Origin of the sequence: Comamonas sp. C11 (assembly GCF_024496285.1) — a bacterium.
Lineage (GTDB): Bacteria > Pseudomonadota > Gammaproteobacteria > Burkholderiales > Burkholderiaceae_C > Comamonas > Comamonas testosteroni_F.
On the sequence record NZ_CP101743.1, the window covers coordinates 2331118 to 2350988 of the forward strand.

The following is a 19871-nucleotide window of genomic DNA, read 5'->3' on the forward strand; positions in this document are numbered from 1 at the left end:
ACAGATGCCATCCCCTCAAGGGAAGCCGCTAAGCGGCTCAGGGGGATCCGATCAGCGCAGCACCAGCACAGGCACGGGCGAGTGCGTCAGCACATGCTGGGTTTCGCTGCCCAGCAGCAGGCGCTGCAGACCCTTGCGACCGTGCGAAGCCATGACGATCAGGTCGCAGTCGTGCTTTTTGGCCATCTCCACAATCGACTCGGCCACCAGGTCGGAGTGGGCGATTTCGGTGGTGACATTGACCTTGCGCTCATGGCCAAAGGATTTGACGCCGTTCAGCAGGGTCTGGGCCTGATTGGTCCATTGCTCCTCAATGCGCTTGGCTTCCTTGATGTCCAGCAAGTCGCTGCCTTCCAGATAGCTGCGCGGATAGTGCGAGACAACCTTGAGCGCAATCACGCTGGCGCCGCACAAAGCGGCCAGATCCAGGCCTGCATGCACAGCCTTGTCTGAGAGTTCGGTGCCGTCGGTAGCAATCAAAATGCGGTTGTACATAGCTTTCTCCTTGGGTTGCATGCGTTGTAAATACAAGCATATGTCGATTGGGCAGTTAACGGTTGATTAATGTCAAGATGGGTATCATCTGGCGTAGTTACGCTTGAAACATGTCCCAACACACTACTGTCCAGCCATCCGCGGCAGAGCCTGCTGTTGCTGACACCGGTTTCCTGAACGTGTCCCAGATGCACAGTCATCTGCTGGACGATCCGCAAGAATGGAGCTCGTTTGGCCGACCCGCCGGCCAGGGCTCCAAGGCTCCAGTCTCCGAAAACACGACCGAATTCCCAGTTTGGGACTCTTTTGTGGTTTTGGAGGGCATGCACTGTGCTGCATGTGCGCTGACCATCGAGGAGGCGCTCAGAGCTGTCCCCGGAGTGCAGGCCGCCGAAGTCAGCGCCGCAACGCGCCGAGCCCGTGTCCAGTGGCGCCCGACCCAGGTGCTTCCATCGCAATGGATGGAGGCCGTCTTGCGTGCGGGCTACCGCGCCTTGCCCGCGCGCGACGCATTTGCGCGCGAGCTGCGCCAGGCCGAGACGCGCCGTGCCCTGTGGCGCTGGCTGGTGGCCGGCCTGTGCATGATGCAGGTGATGATGTATGCATGGCCTGCCTACACGGCGCGTCCCGGCGACCTGTCGCTGGAGATGGAGACCTTGCTGCGCTGGGCATCCTGGGTGATTTCTCTGCCCGTGGTGCTGTTTTGCTGCGGCCCGTTCTTCAAGAGCGCGCTCAAGGACATCACCCAGCGCCGCGTGAGCATGGATCTGCCCGTGGCCATAGGCATGCTGATCACCTTCGTCATCAGCACGCTGGGAACTTTTGATCCTGCCGGTCCCTTTGGTCAGGAAGTCTTCTTCGACTCGCTGACCATGTTTGTCTTTTTCCTGCTCACGGGGCGCTGGCTGGAGCTGCGTCTGCGCGATCGCACGGCCGGTGCATTGGAAGCCGTGATGAACCGGCTGCCGGATTCGGTGCTGCGTCAGCAGCCCGACTCGGGCGAGTTCGAGCGTGTGGCCACGCGCCGCCTGCGTGTGGGTGATGTGGTGCGTGTGCTCGCGGGCGAGGCTTTCCCCGCTGACGGCCGGATTCTGCGCGGCACCACCCATGCCGATGAGGCTCTTCTGACTGGCGAATCCACGCCTGTTTTGCGCGCACAGGGCGATGCAGTCACCGCCGGCAGCTACAACCTTGACAGTGTTGTCGAGGTGAGAGTGGATAGCGTGGGTGAGGGCACCCGCTTTGCGCAGATCGTGAATCTGATGGAAAGCGCTTCGCTGCAAAAGCCAACACTGGCCCAGTTGGCCGACAAGGTGGCCCGGCCTTTTCTCGTCGTGGTGCTGCTGGCGGCGCTGGCTGCAGCCATCTGGTGGTGGCCCACCGACCCAGGCAAGGCCATGATGGTGGCCGTGGCCGTGCTCATCGTCACCTGCCCCTGTGCGCTTTCCCTGGCCACCCCCGTGGCCATGCTTACGGCGGCCGGCACCCTGGCGCGCAGCGGCGTGCTGGTGCGCAATCTGCAGGGGCTGGAGGCGCTGGCCGCCGTGGATACGCTGGTGTTCGACAAGACCGGAACGCTCACGCGCGACGGCCTGGTGCTGCGCGCGCTGACGCCTGCTGAAGGTCAAAACACCGATGAGCTGCTGGCGTTGGCCGCCTTGCTGGCGCGCCAGTCCATGCATCCCGCTTCCAAGGCACTGGCCCAGGCGGCCGAGGTGGCCGAATTGCCTGCCAGCGCATGGCTGCTGGATTCCGTCCAGGAAATCGCTGGCAGCGGCCTCGATGTCTGGGTGCAGGCGCGCAGCAATACCGCCTTGCGCCGCCATCTTCGTCTGGGCTCGGCCGCGCATTGCGGCGTGCCTGAGCTGGCTCCGCATGAGCTGGGGCAGAGCGTGGTGCTGGCCGAGGAATCGCAAGGTGGCTGGCTGCCCCTGGCGCAGTTCCATCTGAGCGAGGATGTGCGCCCTGAAGCAGCCCAGGTCATTGCCGACCTGAGGCAGCAAGGCGTGACGGTGCAACTGCTCTCGGGTGACCGCTCTGCAGCGGTGCAAACCGTGGCCGCCAAGCTGGGCATCGAGCAGGCGCAGGGCGACTGCAAACCGCAGGACAAGCTGGCAGCCATGCAGGCGGCACAGGCTGCAGGGCATAAAGTTGCCATGGTGGGCGACGGCCTGAATGACGGCCCAGTTTTAGCCGGAGCGCATGTCTCTTTTGCTTTTGGTAGAGCAGTGCCGCTGGCACAATCGCGAGCAGACTTCGTGGTACTGGGAGACAGCCTGGAGTTAGTGTTGCAAAGCCTGTTGCTGGCCCGACGGACCCTGTCCGTGGTGCGCCAGAACCTGGGCTGGGCAGCAGCCTATAACGCGATCTCTATTCCTCTGGCCCTCGTGGGCTGGATGCCTGCCTGGCTGGCAGGGCTCGGCATGGCGCTGAGCTCCTTGCTGGTCGTCGCCAACGCAGCTCGTCTTGCACGTGCGTTGCCGCTGCAGGCTGCTGATAGCAACGCGTCCGCCCCCGCGCACCTTGCGCTGCGGGGCACCGTCATGCCACTGATTCAAGGAGGCCATTGATGGACATTCTGTATGTATTGATTCCGCTGTCGGTTGTTCTGGTCATGGCCATTGTGGCTGCCCTGTGGTGGGCCGTGTACCGGGGCCAGTTCGAGAGCGTGGAACAGGAAGGCGAGCGCATTCTTCGCGACGATTGATGTGGCTCAACGAGCCCAATGAGAAACCAGTGAACACTTTGCAAGAAATCTAAGAGGTGCCCGATGGAAGCAACAAATAACAATGCTGTCTATTACGACGACACCGTCGTAAGACAGTTCTCTATCATGGCCGTGGTATGGGGGGTGGTAGGTATGGCAGTGGGCGTGTTTATCGCGTCCCAGCTGGCCTGGCCGGAACTCAACTTCGGCATTCCCTGGCTGAGCTACGGACGTCTGCGCCCGCTGCATACCAATGCCGTGATCTTCGCCTTTGGTGGCTCGGCCTTGTTCGCCACCAGCTACTACGTGGTGCAACGCACCTGCCAGACCAAACTGTTCATGCCCAAGCTGGCCAGCCTGACCTTCTGGGCCTGGCAACTGGTCATCGTGGCTGCGGCCATCAGCCTGCCCCTGGGATACACCCAGGGCAAGGAATATGCCGAACTGGAATGGCCCATCGACCTGTTGATCACCGTGACCTGGGTGTCCTATGCCATCGTGTTCTTCGGCACCATCGGCATCCGCAAGGTCAAGCATATCTATGTGGCCAACTGGTTCTTCGGTGCCTTTATCCTGGCCGTGGCCTTGCTGCACGTGGTCAACAACGTCTCCATTCCTGCAGGCTGGATGAAGAGCTACTCGGCCTATGCCGGCGTGCAAGACGCCATGGTCCAGTGGTGGTATGGCCACAACGCGGTGGGCTTCTTCCTGACCGCCGGCTTCCTGGGCATGATGTATTACTTCATCCCCAAGCAGGCCGGTCGTCCCGTGTACTCGTACCGCCTGTCGATCGTGCACTTCTGGGCACTGATCTTCACCTATATGTGGGCCGGTCCTCACCACCTGCACTACACTGCGCTGCCCGACTGGGCCCAGTCGCTGGGCATGGTGTTCTCGCTGATCCTGCTGGCTCCCAGCTGGGGCGGCATGATCAACGGCATCATGACGCTGTCGGGTGCCTGGCACAAGCTGCGTGACGACCCCATCCTGCGTTTCCTGATCGTGTCCCTGTCGTTCTACGGCATGTCCACCTTCGAAGGCCCGATGATGGCCATCAAGACCGTCAACGCGCTGAGCCACTACACCGACTGGACCGTGGGCCACGTGCACTCCGGCGCTCTGGGCTGGGTGGGTCTGATCACCATGGGCTCTCTGTACTACCTGATTCCCCGCCTCTTCGGCCGCGAAAAAATGCACTCCGTGCCCGCGATCGAGCTGCACTTCTGGATGGCGACCATCGGCATCGTGCTGTACATCGCCGCAATGTGGATTGCCGGTGTGATGCAGGGCCTGATGTGGCGCGCCGTCAACCCCGACGGCACGCTGACCTACACCTTCGTGGAAAGCGTGAAGGCGACCTATCCCTTCTATGTGATTCGCGTGACTGGCGGTCTGCTGTATCTGGGCGGCATGCTGGTGATGGCATGGAACACCTGGAAGACCGCAATGGCCGGCCGTTCCGTCAAGGTGGCAGTGCCTGCTGTGGTGGCTCACGCCTGAGCATTGAGGAGCAAAAGCAATGTCTGATCAAAATAACGCAGCTCCCAAGAGCTTTTCGCACGAGAAGATCGAGACCAGCAACTTTTTGCTGATCGCGCTGACGCTGTTCGTGCTGACCATTGGTGGCCTGGTGGAAATCGTGCCGCTGTTCTTCCAGAAGTCCACGACCGAAGCCGTGGCGGGTCTCAAGCCCTACACGCCGCTGCAGCTGATGGGACGCGACGTCTATCTGCGCGAGGGTTGCTACAACTGCCACTCGCAGATGATCCGTCCCTTCCGCGCCGAGACCATGCGCTACGGCCACTACTCGGTGGCGGGCGAGTTCGTGTACGACCACCCCTTCCAGTGGGGCTCCAAGCGCACCGGCCCCGACCTGCACCGTGTGGGCGGCAAGTACAGCGACGAATGGCATCGCATCCACCTGAACAACCCGCGTGATGTGGTGCCCGAGTCCAACATGCCTGCTTACTCCTGGCTGGAAGCCAACAAGGTGGATGACACGGCCGTGGCAACGCGCATGAGCGCGCTGCGCAAGGTGGGCGTGCCCTACACCGATGCGGAGATCGCTGGTGCTCAGGCCGAAGTCAAGGACAAGACCGAGATGGAGGCAGTGATTGCCTATCTGCAGGTCCTGGGTCGCGCCGTCAAGTAACAGAGGAGGGACTGGAAAATGGATATCACCACCATGCGTGTTCTGGCCACACTGGCATCGCTGGCGTGCTTCGTGGGTATCTGGTGGTGGGCGTATGCCCGCCGCAACCAGGCCCGTTTTGACGAGGCAGCTCAGGTTCCATTCCTGGAAGACTGAGTCTGATCACTACAACGAGAACATCCCATGAGCGACTTCTTTAACAACTTCTGGTCCGTGTATATCGCGGCCGTTTCGCTGATCGGCATCCTCGGCTGCTTCTTGCTGCTGGTGCTGGTGGCGCGCCGCAAGGTCGTTCCTTCCACGGACAACACCACCGGTCACGTCTGGGACGAAGACCTGCGCGAGCTCAACAACCCCATGCCCAAGTGGTGGATGGGGCTGTTCGTGATCACCGTGGTCTTCAGCCTGGCCTATCTGGTGGCCTATCCAGGTCTGGGTTCCTTCAAGGGCGAGCTGGACTGGACCCAGTATGGTGCCTATGACAAGGAAATGGAGAAGGCCCGTGTCGACCTGGAGCCCATGTACGCCAAGTTCGTCAGCATGCCCACCGAAGAAATGGCCAAGGACCCCCAGGCCATGGCCATCGGCGAGCGTCTGTTCATGAACAACTGCGCGCAATGCCACGGCTCCGATGCGCGCGGCAGCAAGAGCTTCCCCAATCTGGGCGACGGTGACTGGCTGCATGGCGGCACGCCCGACAAGATCAAGGAAACCATCACCAACGGCCGCATCGGCGTGATGCCTCCCATGGCGGCAGCCGTGGGCTCGGCGGAAGATGTGCGCAATGTGGCGCACTATGTGCTGAGCCTGTCGGGCAGCCCCCACGATGCCGTCAAGGCTTCGCAGGGCAAGTCCAAGTTCGTGGCCTGCGCGGCTTGCCACGGCATGGACGGCAAGGGTAACCAGGCGCTTGGCGCACCCAACCTGACCGATGACATCTGGCTGCATGGCTGGGGCGAGTCCGTCATTGTCGACATGGTCAACCATGGCAAGATGAACGAGATGCCTGCTCAGAAGGACAAGCTGACCGAGGCGCAGATCGCGGTGCTGGCTTCCTATGTCTGGGGGCTGTCCAACGCAAGCGCCCGGAAGTAAGACGGGTGATGAAGGCGGTGCCGAGGCACCGCCTTTTTCGCATTTGAATTTTCAGTAATTACAAAAATATTAAGGAACTGCGATGCCCTGCGATCCGGAGAAACCTCGCAAAGTCATTCCGATCACGGCTGAGCCTGTGGACGGCGGTCAGGAATATATGCCCATGTTCGCCTCCGAACAGAAGGTGTACTCGCGCGCCATCAGCGGCGTCTTCTCGCGCTGGCGCTGGATCATGGTGTTCCTGACCCAGATCGTCTTCTACGGTTTGCCCTGGCTGCAGTGGGGTGAGCGCCAGATGGTGCTGTTCGACCTCGGGGCGCGGCGCTTCTATCTGTTCGGACTGGTGCTGTATCCGCAGGACTTCATCTATCTGACGGGGCTGCTGATCATCAGCGCGCTGGGGCTGTTCCTGTTTACCGCCGTGGCCGGGCGTCTGTGGTGTGGCTTCTCCTGTCCGCAGACGGTCTACACCGAGATCTTCATGTGGATCGAGAGCAAGGTCGAAGGCGATCGCAGTGCCCGCATGCGTATCGACAAGCATGGTTGGACCTTCGAGAAAATCTGGAAGAAGTCGCTCAAGCAGTTTCTCTGGATCGTTCTGTCTCTTTGGACAGGCTTCACCTTTGTCGGCTACTTCGTGCCCATCCGTGAACTGGGTGTGGAGCTGATGGCCTTCCAGGGCGGCTGGCAGATTTTCTGGGTGGCGTTCTACGGGTTCGCAACCTACGGCAATGCCGGCTATATGCGCGAGCAGGTCTGCAAGTACATGTGCCCCTATGCACGCTTCCAGAGCGCCATGTTCGACAAGGACACCATGATCGTCAGCTACGACGCCCAGCGTGGTGAAGCGCGCGGCCCGCGCAAGAAGGACGTTGACTACAAGGCACAAGGCCTGGGGGACTGCATAGATTGCAAGCTTTGCGTTCAGGTCTGCCCTGTGGGCATCGACATCCGCAAGGGGCTGCAGTATGAGTGCATCGGCTGCGGTCTGTGCATCGATGCCTGCAACTCCGTGATGGACAAGATGGAGTATCCGCGTGGCCTGATCCGGTTGACCACTCAGAATGCCGTGGCCAAGGCCTGGAAGCAGGTGCAGGTGATTCGCCGCATTTTCCGTCCGCGCGTGCTGATCTACTCGGCCGTGCTGGTAGCCCTCAGCGCCGCCATGATCGCCAGTCTGGTGCTGCGCGAGCCGCTCAAGGTCGACGTGATTCGCGACCGTGCCGCGCTTTCGCGCATCGTGGCGGGCGGCAAGCTGGAGAACGTCTACCGTCTGCAGATCATGAACGCCACCGAGTCCGAGCAGCGCTACCGTATCAGCGCCGAGGGCCTGGAGAATCTGGAGGTCGCATCCGATCAGGAAGTGAGCGTTGGCCCTGCAGAGACACGCGGCATTGCGGTGCGGCTGCAGATTCCGTATGGCTCAGCCACTCCCGGCTCGCACCCCGTACACTTCAATGTGGATGCAGTGACTGCCGGAGCAGGGCGTATTTCCGAAAAGACGGTGTTCCTGGTGCCGCGTTAATGCCAAGTCTTGCCGGTCTTCATGAGCCATCACGGAGGCCGGACAAGGGCACCGCCAATCGGCAACAATTGATGCCACCCTGCCATGCGTGCCTGGGTGGTCAGAATTTTGGAAAGAGGTTTCATCATGTTGGCAGCACAAGCCAAGGTCTCGCAAACGGCCAAGATCATCCACCCCGAGGACGGCAAGCCCTGGTGGAAGTTTGCCCATGTCTGGCTCATCATCGCCGGCCCGGTGATCGTGGTGATTGCCGGCTTTGTCACCGCATACATCGCACTGAGCAGGCCCGATCCCGTGATTGACCCTGACTACTACCGCCATGGCATGGAAATCAACCAGCGCCTGAGCGAAAGTGAAAAAAGCCTGGCGCCGGCAGTGACGGGGCGCAACCATGCCGCGACGCCAGCCAAGGATCATCCGCTGGATCGCTGACTGCGATTTCAACGCATCATCCTCAAGGCCGCTTCCGCGGCCTTTTTTTACGCCTATGGTTGCAGACTTTTCTGGAGCACGGCCGGTCGTGGCGGAGCTCTATGTCTTGGTCGACCGCAGAGTCGGACGGTTGTCTGCAGTGCTCAAAAACCGGCAAAGGATGGCCGGGCGGGTTCAATATCAGGAGCGCATAGCGCTTTATCAAAGCTTATTTCAGATAGATATTGACCTTAAGTCAATACAAAGAATGCACTGGAAGCTCTTTAAATAATAGCGGTTCAGGGTTTCCTATCTGAGTGCATGCCCTTGGTGTGGCAGGGAAGGTCATGGCAATTGTGCAAAATGGGTTCAAACCCACAGGCCAAGGAGAATCGCGATGGATGCTCGACGCTGGATGTGGATTGTCTGGCCGGCTTTTCTGGCTGCGGCAATCATGGAAATGGTGGTATTTGCCTTTGTGGACCCGCTGGACATGCACTGGCTGGGCTCGCCTCTGGAATGGTCGCGCAATGCCATTTACACCCTGGCCTTTTTTGCCTTCTGGGCGGTCGCCGTGGCCAGCGGACTGATGACTGTCATGTTGGGGCGTTCGGCCAGCGATCTGAACCAGGGCATAGTCTCGGAGCCCCTGGTCGAGTAAAGCGCTGCGCACAGGGCCGCAGTTTCGGGGCCGGTGGCGGCCCCGGATGGTGCTTGGTCGCTCTCTGTGCTGGCGGCCTCGGCGGCGGGAAGCTTCTGGCAGGCATTCGCTGCCATCAAAAAAGCCCGCTGTCTTAACTTAGCCCTGGCATTGCTGGCTGTTGACGATGCGCTTGAGCGCATCGGTATCCAGAATGCGCAGATGGCGCTGTCTGACTTCGATGATGCCTTCCTCGGCGAACTTGGAGAAGGTGCGGCTCACGGTCTCCAGCTTGAGTCCCAGATAGCTGCCGATTTCTTCACGCGTCATGCGCAGCACCAACTCCGACTTCGAAAAGCCGCGTGCCGACAGACGCTGCACCAGGTTCAGCACAAAGGCTGCCAGACGCTCTTCGGCGCGCATGCTGCCCAGCAGCAGCATTACGCCATGCTCGCGCACGATTTCGCGGCTCATGACCTTGTGCACATGATTTTGCAGCGCCGTGACTTCGCGCGAGAGCTGCTCGAGCTTGTCGAAAGGCATGATGCAGACTTCGGCATCTTCCAGGGCCACGGCATCGCAGGTGTGGTGGTCGTTGACGATGCCGTCCAGGCCAATGATCTCGCCGGCCATCTGAAAGCCTGTGACCTGGTCGCGTCCATCCTCAGTGGCCACGCTGGTCTTGAAGAAGCCGGTGCGAATGGCGTACAGCGAGGTGAACTCTTCGCCATTGCGAAATAGCAGCCCGCCGCGCTTGACCTTGCGGCGCGTGGCCACAATCTCGTCAATACGCTCCATTTGTTCATCGTCCAGGCCCATGGGCATGCACAGTTCACGCAGATTGCAGTTGGAGCAGGATGCTTTGATGGTCTGAAGATTCATGGGCTTTTAGCAACGGCGCAGACAGACACAGAGTGGAGAGTCGCGCCGGTCGTTGACCTCGTGGTTGAAGATGAGATGGATCAAATTGTCGCAGCACTCGCCTTGATGTCTCTTGATTTTCATCAAGGACAGGGTGATTGCCTTGGGGCACATTGCCCGTATTCGTTCAAAAACATGCGCTTTTGCCTATTTCGGGCATGATTTTCAGGATCTGATTTCCATTGAAATCTGCTCTATACAGAGTGTGGGCGCACCCTAACTCCCAGTTATGACCGCAGTCACGCCTGAGTTGCTGAGCCGCTTTGATATCCCCGGCCCACGCTACACATCATTCCCAACAGCCGACCGTTTTGTTGAGGCTTTTGGTGCAGACGACTATATCCTGGCATTGAAACAGCGCAAGACGCATTCGGGCTCACGTGCCTTGCCCCTGTCCGTTTATGTGCATGTGCCGTTTTGCGAGTCGCTTTGCTATTACTGCGCCTGCAACAAGATCGTGACCAAGCATCATGAGAAGGCTGCCGAGTATCTGGATTATCTGAGCCGTGAACTGGCCATGCATACCGAGCATTGCGGCAAAGGCCAGTTGGTAAGCCAGCTGCATCTGGGAGGCGGCACGCCGACCTTCTTCAGCGATGCCGAGCTGCGGCAGCTGATGCTTCTGATGCGTGAGCATTTCAAGCTCGATCCAGCCGGCGAGTATTCCATCGAGGTCGATCCGCGCACGGTCAGCAACGAGAGGTTGAAGGCACTCAAGGACATGGGCTTCAATCGCCTGAGCTTTGGCGTGCAGGATTTTGATCCCGCAGTGCAGAAAGCGGTGCACCGGGAGCAGCCCGCCGAGCAAGTCTTTGAGTTGGTGGCCGAGGCCCGCCGTCTGGGCTTTGTCTCCATCAATGTGGACCTGATCTACGGTCTGCCCAAGCAGACAACCGAGTCTTTTGCGCGAACGCTGGCCCAGGTCAATGAGCTGCGTCCCGACCGCATTGCGTTGTATGCCTATGCGCATCTGCCTGAGCGCTTCAAGCCGCAAAGGCGTATTGCATCCGCTGACTTGCCCATGGGACAGGACAAGCTGAACATGCTCTCCGGCGCAATTGATGCCTTCATGAATGGCGGCTATGTCTATGTGGGCATGGATCACTTTGCGCTGCCCGACGACTCTCTGGCCGTCGCCAAGCGCCAGGGGCGCCTGCATCGCAATTTCCAGGGCTACAGCACCCAGCCCGATTGCGACCTGATTGCGTTGGGCGTATCGGCCATCGGCAAGGTGGGCGCCACCTACAGCCAGAACGTCAAGACCCTGGAAGAGTATTACGACGCCATTGATGGCGGCATGCTGCCCGTGCAGCGCGGATTGGCGCTCTCGCGTGACGATCTGGTGCGCAGAGCCATCATCATGGCCATCATGTGTCAGGGCTCCGTCCTGTATGAGCCGATGGAGCAGGCCTGGCTGATCAATTTCCGCGAGTACTTTGCTCGGGAGCTGGCAGCACTGGCGGAAATGCAGCGCAATGGCCTGGTTCAGCTATCCGACGAGGGCTTCAAGGTCACGGGCCTGGGCTGGTTTTTTGTGCGCGGAGTAGCCATGCTGTTTGATCGATATTTGCAGGCCGACCGAAACCGCGCGCGCTTTTCGCGCATCATCTAGCGCATGTTGTTTTCGCTGGTCTGGACTGCTTTGATCATGGGGCTCGTGGGTGGGCCCCATTGTCTTGTGATGTGCGCTGCACCCTGCAGCGTTGTGACGGGTGCAAGGCCTACCAGCGACGGCCAGGTCATCGCCTTGCACGGCCTGCAAAAACGCCAATGGCTGCGTACCAGTCTGTTTCATCTGGGACGCATTGCTGGTTATGCCCTGCTGGGCGGAGTGGCTGCCGTGGCCATGGAGAGTCTGGCCTGGCTGACCAGCCAGACAACGGCCTTGCAGAAGCTGTGGACGCTGATGCATGTCGCGGTCATGGCCTGGGGTCTGGCCATGGTGGTGCAGGCGCGACAACCGGTGTGGCTGGAGCAGGCGGGGCGTTCTGTCTGGACCAGGGTCCAGCCCTGGGTCGTCGCCCCAGGAGGGAGTCTGGCCGCGGGCTTTGCCTGGGCCCTGATGCCTTGCGGCTTGCTGTATTCGGCAGTGCTGGTGGCCGCGCTGAGTGGCGGAGTCTGGCAAGGTGCTCTGTCCATGACAGCCTTTGCCGTTGGCGGCGCAGTGTGGCTGCTGGCGGGTCCCTGGTTGTGGCAACTGGGGCAGTCGCATCTCAATACATTGCGGGCGCGCTGGGGCACCAGAATTGCGGGTCTGATGCTGATTGGTGTTGCGAGTTGGGCTTTGTGGATGGATCTGGTCTACAAACCCAGCCTTTGGTGCCGATAAGTCACACAGGAAGGGAATGTTGGTGCAGTTTGCATCCCAACAGACCCTAGTCATGCTTGAGCAGTCATGGAACTGCGGAATAATGTCTTATCTTGTGTGTAGCGCTCAAAGTGAATCGTTTCGTTGCTATTGATATCGGACAACTGCGAATTGGCATGTATGTCCATCTGGAGACTGGCTGGTTGCGCCACCCGTTTCCCGTCAGCAGCTTCAAGATTGTCAATGAAGAGCAGTTGCAGACACTCAGGACCTTGAAGCTCAAGGCAGTTCAGGTTGATCTATCCAGAAGCGATCTGGAAGCAGAGGCTGCGCCTCCGGCCGCAGACCCTCAACTCGCTCCTGTCCCCCCTGAGAATGATGCGCATGCATGGCGCAACAGTATCTTGGGCGTGCAATCCAGGTTTCTGGGCGCGGTTTCCGTATTTGATGACGTGCAGGCCTTGTTGCCAGCCAACCCCGAGAAGGCGCGGACAACGACGGATATGCTGGTTGCGCAGCAAGTCGTCAAACTGGCGCAGGCTCGTGATCTGAGTTTGCATCTGCTCGCGGATACGGGTGGCGCGACCTTTGGCGTTCATGGTGTCAACGTCTCTGTACTGAGCCTGCTGCTGGGTAAGACGCTGGGCCTGTGCGATGACATATTGAAGGATCTGGGCACGGCAGCCCTGTTGCATGACATCGGCAAGCCAGGGCTTGAGATTTCCGCGTCGGCCAATGCACTGAATCAGGGCACGGGCCGCACGCCTCTGCGAGAGACCGTGTATGCGCGCCATGTCGGAGAGTCGGTGGCACTGGCGCTATCCATGGGCTATCCCCCTTCCGTCACGACGGCCATCGCCCAGCATCATGAATGGGCCGATGGGTCAGGCTTTCCACTTGGCTTGCTGGCCGAAGACATGGACATTGCCGGACAGATCCTGGCGCTGGTCAATAATTTTGAGCGCTTGTGCAATCTGCCACTGCAAGGCAACGAAATGACGCCCCATGAAGCCATGGCTGCACTGTACGGACAGTATCGCCAGCGATATGCGCCCGATGTGCTCAAGGCATTCGTGCAGACCTTGGGGGTCTATCCGCCGGGCTCTTTGGTGGAACTAAGCGATGGGCGGATGGGCGTAGTGGTGTCTGTCAACACCAGCCAGTCGCTCAAGCCGCAGGTGCTGACCTATGACATGCAGGCGCCGCAGAAGCTGCGGTTCGTAGATTTGCTTGAATATGTGGGTTTGGGTATTCGCCGAGGCTTGACGCGAAATCAGCTTTCTCGAAATGCGTTAGAAGCTTTACAGCCGCAAAGGCGTCTTTGCTACTTTTTTGACAGTTCTGCAGCACCTGCTGCCGAGAAAGACCTCGCGTGACTTTGCAGCAGAGTTTTCTGATTGACCCTCTGCTTGCCTCCATGCTCGATGGTTTGCAGGAGGCGGTCTGGCTGCTGGATGCGCAGACATTGCGTGTCGTGCATGCCAATGCAGCCAGTATGCAGCTCACGGGCTACACGCCCGAGCAGGCGCAGGAGCAGTATGTCGATGTGCTGTGCGCCTCCCTGGTGCAAAAGGCGTTCTGGCAGGATGCCTCAAACTGGGTGGGTGGGGCGAAATTTCTCACAGAAATTTGTACCGCCAATGGTTCATTGACAGCTGTGGAGATGGGGGTGGGCTCCATCGCCTTGAATCCACGCTGGTTGATGCTCACCATGCTTGACCGCAGCGAGCAGTTGCGGCACGAGAGCGAACTGGACATGCTGCTTGCAGAGTTGCGGGCGACGCTTGAGTCCGCTGCAGATGGCATGCTGGTCTGTGATCTGCGCGGCGGAATTCGTGCATTCAACCACCGTTTCGCGGAGCTGTGGCAACTACCCGAGCCACTGCTCGTGCAGCGAGATGATGCGGCCGTCTTTGCCCATCTGGAAGCGCAGACCATCAGCAGCGATAGTCAGTTCACTCTTTTGCAGGATGCGCAGGACCTGTCGGCTCCTGAAACCTCGGAGGTACTGCAACTGCTCAGTGGCAGGGTTCTGGAGCGCCGCTCCGTGCCTCAGCTCAGTCGCGGTGTGGCGATAGGGCGTATCTACTCCTATCGAGACATCACGGTGGAGTCCAGCTCGGCGACAGAGCTGCGTCTGGCTGCAAGAGTGTTCGAGTCCAGCCTGGACGGTATCTTCATTGCCGATGCCAATGGTGTCATCGTTCAGGTCAACCCGGCTGGCGGGCAGCTGCTGCATGGCAAGGCGGTGCTTGGGCTCGCTGCCTGGACTCTGTTCGAGTCCGAGGGAGGGCCTGTGTCCGACCTGCTGGAGCTGGCGGCTGCGCGCTGGGATGTGGGCAGCTTCTGGGAGGGCAATCTTTGGCTCAAGCAGAGCGAAGGTCAGCGCTGCGCGGTCTGGCTGTCCTGGGTGGCATTGCGTGACGGCTATGGGCGTCTGGTACAAAGCATTGGCTTTATGCGCGACATGACCATGCAGCGCAGTGCCCAAAAGCAGATTGAGCAGCTGGCTTACAGTGATGCGTTGACAGGGCTGCCCAATCGCCTGAGCTTGAGCCGTCACGTGCAAGCCGCCATCACTGCAGCGCGCTTCACACAGCAGCCCTTCAGCATTCTGTTTCTGGACCTTGACCGTTTCAAGATCATCAACGATTCACTGGGCCATGACTTCGGCGACCGGGTGCTCAAGCTGGTTGCTCAGCGGCTGAGCGGCCTGCTGCGTCCTGCCGATGTGCTGTGCCGTCAGGGCGGGGACGAATTTGTTCTCTACCTGCATGATTGCACGGGGGAAGGTGCTTCGGCCGTGGCCGCCCGTATTCTGGACGAAATGCGCCAGCCCTTCATGCTTGACGGTCTGGGCTTTTCCGTTCAGTGCAGCATTGGGGCTGCGCAATTTCCGGCGGATGGCTTGACGCTGGACGAGCTGATTCGTCAGGCCGATATCGCCATGTATCGCGTCAAGGAGCGTGGACGCGGCAATTTCAGCTTCTACCAGCCGCAAATGAGTGCGGGTCTGCTCTCGCGCATGAAGCTGGAGCATGCCATGCGCCAGGCGCTGGACAAGGGACATATGGCCGTGCACTTTCAGCCACAGGTACATATCCGTTCGGGTCGCATCGTGGCTGCAGAGGCCTTGCTTCGATGGACGGACCCCGAACTGGGGGTGATCTCTCCTGCAGCCTTCATTCCCTTGGCGGAGGAGTCCGGCTATGTGGTTGCGCTGGATGCCTGGGTGCTGGAGCAATCAGTACAAGAGGCGGCGCGCTGGCTGGCTATGGGCAAGCCCGTCAAGGTATCGGTGAATGTCTCCGCGCTGGAGTTCAGGCAGCCGGACTTTGTGGACCGCCTCAAATACGTGCTGGAAGCCAGCGGCTTGCCGGCACAGTGGCTGGAGCTGGAGCTGACCGAGAGCATTTTGCTGCAGGAGGCGCAGGAAATGGCTTTGCGCGTGCATCAGATCGCAGAACTGGGTGTGGGCCTGGTCATTGACGACTTCGGTACCGGCTATTCGAGCTTGGCCTATTTGAAAAAACTGCCGATCTCCAAGATCAAGATCGACCAGAGTTTTGTGCGCGGCCTGCCGCACGATGCGGGAGACAAGGCCATTGTGGGCGCCATCATCAGCATGGGGCAGGCATTGGGTGTGGAACTGGTGGCAGAAGGTGTGGAAACACAGGAGCAATGCCAGGCCATTGAGCAGTTACAGGGTGACTACTTTCAGGGCTATCTGTGCTCGCCAGCCTTGCCTGCGGAGCAATTCCGAAAGCGCTTGGAGCTGGGTGCATCCGGGCAGGAGCCGAGAGTTCAGCCGTATTCGTCGGATGACGATGCCAGCGGTATTCATATTGCAGGTCTGCAATAGTTGGAGGCCATGCTTTTTTGCTAGGTTTCCTATCGTCTGATTTGACGATGTGCAGTTTGTGGGGACTCAGCAAAATCAAGCCATTTCTTGGGCCGACTTCCGGGTGCGTGCATCAATGAAGAACGCGCGCAGAGTTGAGTAACTGTGCGGTATTTGATGGGCCGGATTTTTTGAGATAGCAAATGCCCAAAAGCGATTACGCAACTTTTGATTTCTACAACTATCGCTCGGATGCTCTTCAGGCCGTCACCGGCTTTCCCGTTCCGTATGCTGTGGAGCCTGAGGCAGCTTCTTCGCCGGAACAGGTTTCGGTCATCAGTACCGAAGCCTTGAGTCCACTGATTACTGCGCTGTACGAGTCAGCCATGGACCCGCAGAACTGGAGGGTATTTCTGGAGCTGCTGCGCTCAAGCGCCAATGGCAACTACGCTTCGCTCGTGGTGCGCGACCCTCATGGTGAGAATGTGGGCTGGGTAATTTCGGCAACGGGCGGTCGCTCCGAAGTCATTCCCTACGACCCTTATGCGCAATGGAGTCCGTTTCTCGGTATCGTCAAGGACAAGGTGTTCACCCTGTTGGATGTGATGACGGAGGCCGAATGGCATTCCTGTCGCTACTACACCGACTGGTGCAAGGGGGTGGACATCGAGCACATTCTGGCTGTGGATGTCATGACCGATAACGGCTGCTCCTATGGTTGGCGTGTCACGCGGCCTGCGGCGGCGGGAGCATTCGAGTCAACACATCTGGACGTGGTGCGCATGTTGGTGCCGCACCTCAAGCGGGTGTTGAACATGCAGCTGAATCTGCATCGTGACCGGCAGGTCATATCGCTATACGGGCGTGCCACCGCGCAACTGATGATGGGCGTGGTCATTCTCGATCAGACGGGGAAAATGATAGAGGCCAACCCAGCGGCCACCACCATTCTGAACGTGGGTGATGGAATACGGGTCAACAACGGTGGGCTCGAGGCGGTCTATGCCAATGACAATCGCCGGCTGCAGCGTCTGATCCGCGATGCCTTGCTTTCGCCCAAGCTGGAGAGCGTCTCCATGGCCGAGGGTATGTCCATCACTCGCCAGTCCGGTCAACTCAACTGGGGCGTGGTGGTGCAAAGCATCTCTCCCGATGAATGGACCGAAGGCAAGCAGCGTCCCAGCGTAGCGGTTTTTCTGCGCGATACGACGGGCAAGGCAGAGCCGCCCGTCAAGCTTACACAACAGCTTTTTCATCTGACTCCTGCAGAGACAGCAGTGGCCACGCATCTGAGCAACGGCATGTCTTTGGAGGAGGCTGCTGACGCCCTGGGTATCAAACCCAATACCGCCCGTGCCCATTTGCGCTCCATCTTTTCCAAGACCGGGGTTCGTCGTCAGACCGAACTGGTGCGACTCTTTCTCAACAGCGTGGCCTGGCTGGGCAATCATTGATTCCAGCCCGGAAAACAGGCAAAAAAGGCCCGCATTGCAGGCTGTTTCTTGTGCCTCGTTGGGGGTTGTTGCAAGCACGGGGGCATCTGCCATTGCCTCGTGGTTGCTGGAGTCGCAGTCATGACGCCTGAAGTCCTCATTCACCGGCTGGGCTCATGCCTTAGAGGTCGGCATTATCACGGCAGAGACGCAGCCTGCAAGGTTGAAACCAGCTTTGAATGCGAATGCAAGCAGGTCACCGACGTCTGGAACTGTTGAATGCCGATCGCAGTCTTTCAGTTGGTCGCCTAGTACGCCTGCTGCACAGGCGAGAGCATCGGGCACTGTCGGCTGAGTTGCCTGCGCAGGCCGCATGCAGGGGAACAGGGTGGCAGTTGTTTGCAATGCTTTGTGGCATGGTCGGGGATCTTGCTTTCGGTTTCCGCTCCTCGAATGAGAACAGTACGCGACGGGCCGAGGTGTTTGTGGACAGTGGCTGCAGGGAGGTGCTCGTCCCTGGGCTTCTTGAAAGCAGGAGGGGAGGGATGCATGGCAGCTGCCGCAGCACCTACCAGATTGAATGGTGATCAGAGGGCTTCAGAAAGTAAAAGCCACATAGTGGAGGGCTATGGGTAAACTATTGCTGATTAATTAAGTGAGGCATGTATGGATCGAATGGATGCCAGTGCAACGTATGAAATGAGCCCGCGCAGGGTTGTTTTTGAGTACATGACCAACGGTGAGGCTCGATCGGCAGCTATCAGTGGCGATGCGCTTGAGCGCCTGACGAGAGCCAAGGAACTTGCTGGAGCGGGGCAGAACTTGGCGGCATACAGAGCCCATTGGCAAGCAATTCACGGGCTGGCAGCGACAAAGCACGATCAAGGTCAGGGTCCTGTCGTCATTCGCGTCGGTGATATTCAAGCTCGATAGAGTGATGTGGGTCCTGTGCCAGACTCCCTGTGCTCGTGAAGGAGTCGGGCGGCGACCTTTCTTGCTTTCTGAATCTGAACGTCAAGCCATTCGGCCTTGACGGCACGCTCTGTACGTTACGAAGCGGCTGTAAAGGGTATGGAGTTTGCTTAATGGTGCAGTGCGCATGGCGCGCGAACCTGTTTGTCGGTTGAAGTGGCTTGTCAGAGCCCACTCATGTGGCTCACGGCTGGAGTGCAGTTAACTCATGTCGGGCGGCGTGGAGTTGGCAGATGGCCGCCGTCGACGTAGATGTTCTGACCGGTGATCCATTCGCCTTGGTCGCTGCACAGGAATGTGACCAAATGGGCAATGTCTTCGCCGGTACCTGCCCGACCCAGAGAGATGTAGCCGGCGATCATGTCGTCCCACACTTTGCCGCGAGGAACATCATCCAGGCGACTTGTTTCCACGATGCCTGGAGCCACGACATTCACGCGGATCTTCTTGGGGCCAAGCTCTCGCGCCATGATGGTGCTCAGGCCATTGATGGCCACCTTGGTGGTGGCATAGGCGCCGGTGTCCGGCGCCAGCAGCTGCGCTGCCAGCGATGAAATATTGATGATGGCGCCGCCATCTCCCTGTGCCCCCATTTGTTTTGCGAACGCACGAGACATATAGAAGGTTCCGTTCAGGTTGACATTCATCACCCGATGCCATGTATCGATGGACAGCTCCGTCACCGGGGTGCGGTCGTCGCCGCGGGTTGCGCCCGCGTTGTTGATCAGAAAATCCACACGCCCCAATTCTGCAATCGTGCGTGCAAGCAGTGCGTCGATGGACTCCGGGTTGCTGACGTCGGAAACCACAGGCAGGGCGCGGCGCCCGAGCTGGCGGATTTCATCTGCCACCGATTCGATATCGCGCCAATGTGCATCACGCTCATCTTCCGGATAGGTTTCGGGGGCGCGGCCCGTGCCCGTCAGGACGACATCACAACCCGCCTGCGCCAATGCCAGTGCAATGGGCCGACCAATGCTGCGCATCCGGCCAGCACCGGTGACCACGGCCACTTTGCCTTCAAAACCAGTCAACGTATACGACATGCCACTTCCTTGCGATAGGTTCCCGGAACATTCAGACGAATCAAGATTCTTCGGTCTGGCCTGAGGCTCATGCACTCCAATCTGCGCATCAAGGACGATGCAACCGTTGAAGATCGAGCAACTCATCAGCCGGATTCTTGGAGTGGCGCCGCTGAGGAAAATCGTCTGATGAGACTAGGGATACGCGCCCATTGAAGGGCTCCTGCTGGCTTGTCAGTCTGGGGGCTTTGGGCGTGCGCTGGGTGCAATTGGATAATCCCGGTACTCCTTTTGCGTTAGAGCATTGGCAGCACAGACGCAGGTTGGATCGACTGCCTGCATGGGC

The 19871-nt window shown here is 59.3% G+C and carries 18 protein-coding genes; 15 read left to right on the top strand and 3 right to left on the bottom strand.

What is annotated here, in order from left to right:
- Positions 1-51: 51 nt before the first annotated feature.
- Complete coding sequence (locus NOX35_RS10700) at positions 52-495, bottom strand: universal stress protein (RefSeq protein WP_256496596.1); 444 nt, start codon at positions 493-495, stop codon at positions 52-54.
- A gap of 188 nt (positions 496-683) precedes the next feature.
- On the opposite strand from NOX35_RS10700, the gene NOX35_RS10705 reads away from it, so the two are divergent.
- The 9 genes from NOX35_RS10705 to NOX35_RS10745 all read left to right on the top strand — a co-directional run bounded on the left by NOX35_RS10705 (position 684) and on the right by NOX35_RS10745 (position 9046).
- Complete coding sequence (locus NOX35_RS10705) at positions 684-3065, top strand: cation-translocating P-type ATPase (protein ID WP_182287164.1); 2382 nt, start codon at positions 684-686, stop codon at positions 3063-3065.
- A complete protein-coding gene (ccoS, locus tag NOX35_RS10710) occupies positions 3065-3202 on the top strand; it encodes a cbb3-type cytochrome oxidase assembly protein CcoS (RefSeq protein WP_003056328.1) in 138 nt (45 codons plus the stop codon). Before NOX35_RS10705 ends, ccoS begins: the two co-directional genes overlap by 1 nt.
- Before the next feature lie 63 nt (positions 3203-3265).
- Positions 3266-4702, top strand: a complete 1437-nt coding sequence (gene ccoN, locus NOX35_RS10715; RefSeq protein WP_182286651.1) for a cytochrome-c oxidase, cbb3-type subunit I — start codon at positions 3266-3268, stop codon at positions 4700-4702.
- A gap of 19 nt (positions 4703-4721) precedes the next feature.
- Positions 4722-5354, top strand: a complete 633-nt coding sequence (gene ccoO / locus NOX35_RS10720; RefSeq protein WP_182286652.1) for a cytochrome-c oxidase, cbb3-type subunit II — start codon at positions 4722-4724, stop codon at positions 5352-5354.
- Between the two features lie 18 nt (positions 5355-5372).
- Positions 5373-5510, top strand: a complete 138-nt coding sequence (locus tag NOX35_RS10725) for a cbb3-type cytochrome c oxidase subunit 3 (RefSeq protein ID WP_182286653.1) — start codon at positions 5373-5375, stop codon at positions 5508-5510.
- A 27-nt stretch (positions 5511-5537) separates the two neighbouring features.
- A complete protein-coding gene (gene ccoP / locus NOX35_RS10730; protein WP_182286654.1) occupies positions 5538-6449 on the top strand; it encodes a cytochrome-c oxidase, cbb3-type subunit III in 912 nt (303 codons plus the stop codon).
- Between the two features lie 82 nt (positions 6450-6531).
- A complete protein-coding gene (ccoG, locus tag NOX35_RS10735) occupies positions 6532-7974 on the top strand; it encodes a cytochrome c oxidase accessory protein CcoG (protein ID WP_182286655.1) in 1443 nt (480 codons plus the stop codon).
- A gap of 126 nt (positions 7975-8100) precedes the next feature.
- Positions 8101-8406 (top strand): FixH family protein, encoded by a 306-nt coding sequence (locus tag NOX35_RS10740; RefSeq protein WP_256496597.1) that lies wholly within the window; start codon positions 8101-8103, stop codon positions 8404-8406.
- Between the two features lie 376 nt (positions 8407-8782).
- Positions 8783-9046 (top strand): hypothetical protein, encoded by a 264-nt coding sequence (locus NOX35_RS10745; protein ID WP_182286657.1) that lies wholly within the window; start codon positions 8783-8785, stop codon positions 9044-9046.
- 138 nt (positions 9047-9184) lie between these two features.
- Here NOX35_RS10745 and fnr read toward each other — a convergent pair whose 3' ends face one another.
- Positions 9185-9907: a fumarate/nitrate reduction transcriptional regulator Fnr gene (gene fnr / locus NOX35_RS10750; protein ID WP_182286658.1), complete on the bottom strand. Its 723-nt coding sequence runs from the start codon at positions 9905-9907 to the stop codon at positions 9185-9187.
- 268 nt (positions 9908-10175) lie between these two features.
- Here fnr and hemN point away from each other — a divergent pair, with 268 nt between their 5' ends.
- From hemN to NOX35_RS10780, 6 genes are all read left to right on the top strand, one after another.
- Entirely contained in the window at positions 10176-11558 is a 1383-nt protein-coding gene (gene hemN / locus NOX35_RS10755; protein WP_182286659.1) for an oxygen-independent coproporphyrinogen III oxidase, read from the top strand.
- 3 nt (positions 11559-11561) lie between these two features.
- The gene (locus tag NOX35_RS10760; RefSeq protein WP_182286660.1) at positions 11562-12275 is read left to right on the top strand and encodes a sulfite exporter TauE/SafE family protein; all 714 of its coding nucleotides are present in this window, start codon (positions 11562-11564) and stop codon (positions 12273-12275) included.
- 110 nt (positions 12276-12385) lie between these two features.
- On the top strand, positions 12386-13630 hold the full coding sequence (locus tag NOX35_RS10765) for an HD-GYP domain-containing protein (RefSeq protein WP_256496598.1): 1245 nt from the start codon (positions 12386-12388) through the stop codon (positions 13628-13630).
- On the top strand, positions 13627-16116 hold the full coding sequence (locus NOX35_RS10770; protein WP_182286661.1) for a bifunctional diguanylate cyclase/phosphodiesterase: 2490 nt from the start codon (positions 13627-13629) through the stop codon (positions 16114-16116). Before NOX35_RS10765 ends, NOX35_RS10770 begins: the two co-directional genes overlap by 4 nt.
- Positions 16117-16298: 182 nt before the next feature.
- Positions 16299-17549, top strand: coding sequence for a helix-turn-helix transcriptional regulator (locus NOX35_RS10775; RefSeq protein WP_182286662.1), 1251 nt, complete (start codon positions 16299-16301; stop codon positions 17547-17549).
- Positions 17550-18194: 645 nt separating this feature from the next.
- Positions 18195-18461 carry a DUF1488 family protein gene (locus NOX35_RS10780; protein ID WP_182286663.1) on the top strand — a complete coding sequence of 89 codons (267 nt, stop codon included), beginning with the start codon at positions 18195-18197 and terminating at the stop codon, positions 18459-18461.
- A 245-nt stretch (positions 18462-18706) separates the two neighbouring features.
- Here NOX35_RS10780 and NOX35_RS10785 read toward each other — a convergent pair whose 3' ends face one another.
- The gene (locus NOX35_RS10785; RefSeq protein WP_256496599.1) at positions 18707-19546 is read right to left on the bottom strand and encodes an SDR family NAD(P)-dependent oxidoreductase; all 840 of its coding nucleotides are present in this window, start codon (positions 19544-19546) and stop codon (positions 18707-18709) included.
- Between the last annotated feature and the right edge of the window lie 325 nt (positions 19547-19871).

Coding starts and splice junctions, on each gene's coding strand:
- NOX35_RS10700 (WP_256496596.1), bottom strand. CDS start 495: ATGTACAACCGCATTTTGATTGCTACCGACGGCACCGAACTCTCAGAC.
- NOX35_RS10705 (WP_182287164.1), top strand. CDS start 684: ATGCACAGTCATCTGCTGGACGATCCGCAAGAATGGAGCTCGTTTGGC.
- ccoS (WP_003056328.1), top strand. CDS start 3,065: ATGGACATTCTGTATGTATTGATTCCGCTGTCGGTTGTTCTGGTCATG.
- ccoN (WP_182286651.1), top strand. CDS start 3,266: ATGGAAGCAACAAATAACAATGCTGTCTATTACGACGACACCGTCGTA.
- ccoO (WP_182286652.1), top strand. CDS start 4,722: ATGTCTGATCAAAATAACGCAGCTCCCAAGAGCTTTTCGCACGAGAAG.
- NOX35_RS10725 (WP_182286653.1), top strand. CDS start 5,373: ATGGATATCACCACCATGCGTGTTCTGGCCACACTGGCATCGCTGGCG.
- ccoP (WP_182286654.1), top strand. CDS start 5,538: ATGAGCGACTTCTTTAACAACTTCTGGTCCGTGTATATCGCGGCCGTT.
- ccoG (WP_182286655.1), top strand. CDS start 6,532: ATGCCCTGCGATCCGGAGAAACCTCGCAAAGTCATTCCGATCACGGCT.
- NOX35_RS10740 (WP_256496597.1), top strand. CDS start 8,101: ATGTTGGCAGCACAAGCCAAGGTCTCGCAAACGGCCAAGATCATCCAC.
- NOX35_RS10745 (WP_182286657.1), top strand. CDS start 8,783: ATGGATGCTCGACGCTGGATGTGGATTGTCTGGCCGGCTTTTCTGGCT.
- fnr (WP_182286658.1), bottom strand. CDS start 9,907: ATGAATCTTCAGACCATCAAAGCATCCTGCTCCAACTGCAATCTGCGT.
- hemN (WP_182286659.1), top strand. CDS start 10,176: ATGACCGCAGTCACGCCTGAGTTGCTGAGCCGCTTTGATATCCCCGGC.
- NOX35_RS10760 (WP_182286660.1), top strand. CDS start 11,562: ATGTTGTTTTCGCTGGTCTGGACTGCTTTGATCATGGGGCTCGTGGGT.
- NOX35_RS10775 (WP_182286662.1), top strand. CDS start 16,299: ATGCCCAAAAGCGATTACGCAACTTTTGATTTCTACAACTATCGCTCG.
- NOX35_RS10780 (WP_182286663.1), top strand. CDS start 18,195: ATGGATCGAATGGATGCCAGTGCAACGTATGAAATGAGCCCGCGCAGG.
- NOX35_RS10785 (WP_256496599.1), bottom strand. CDS start 19,546: ATGTCGTATACGTTGACTGGTTTTGAAGGCAAAGTGGCCGTGGTCACC.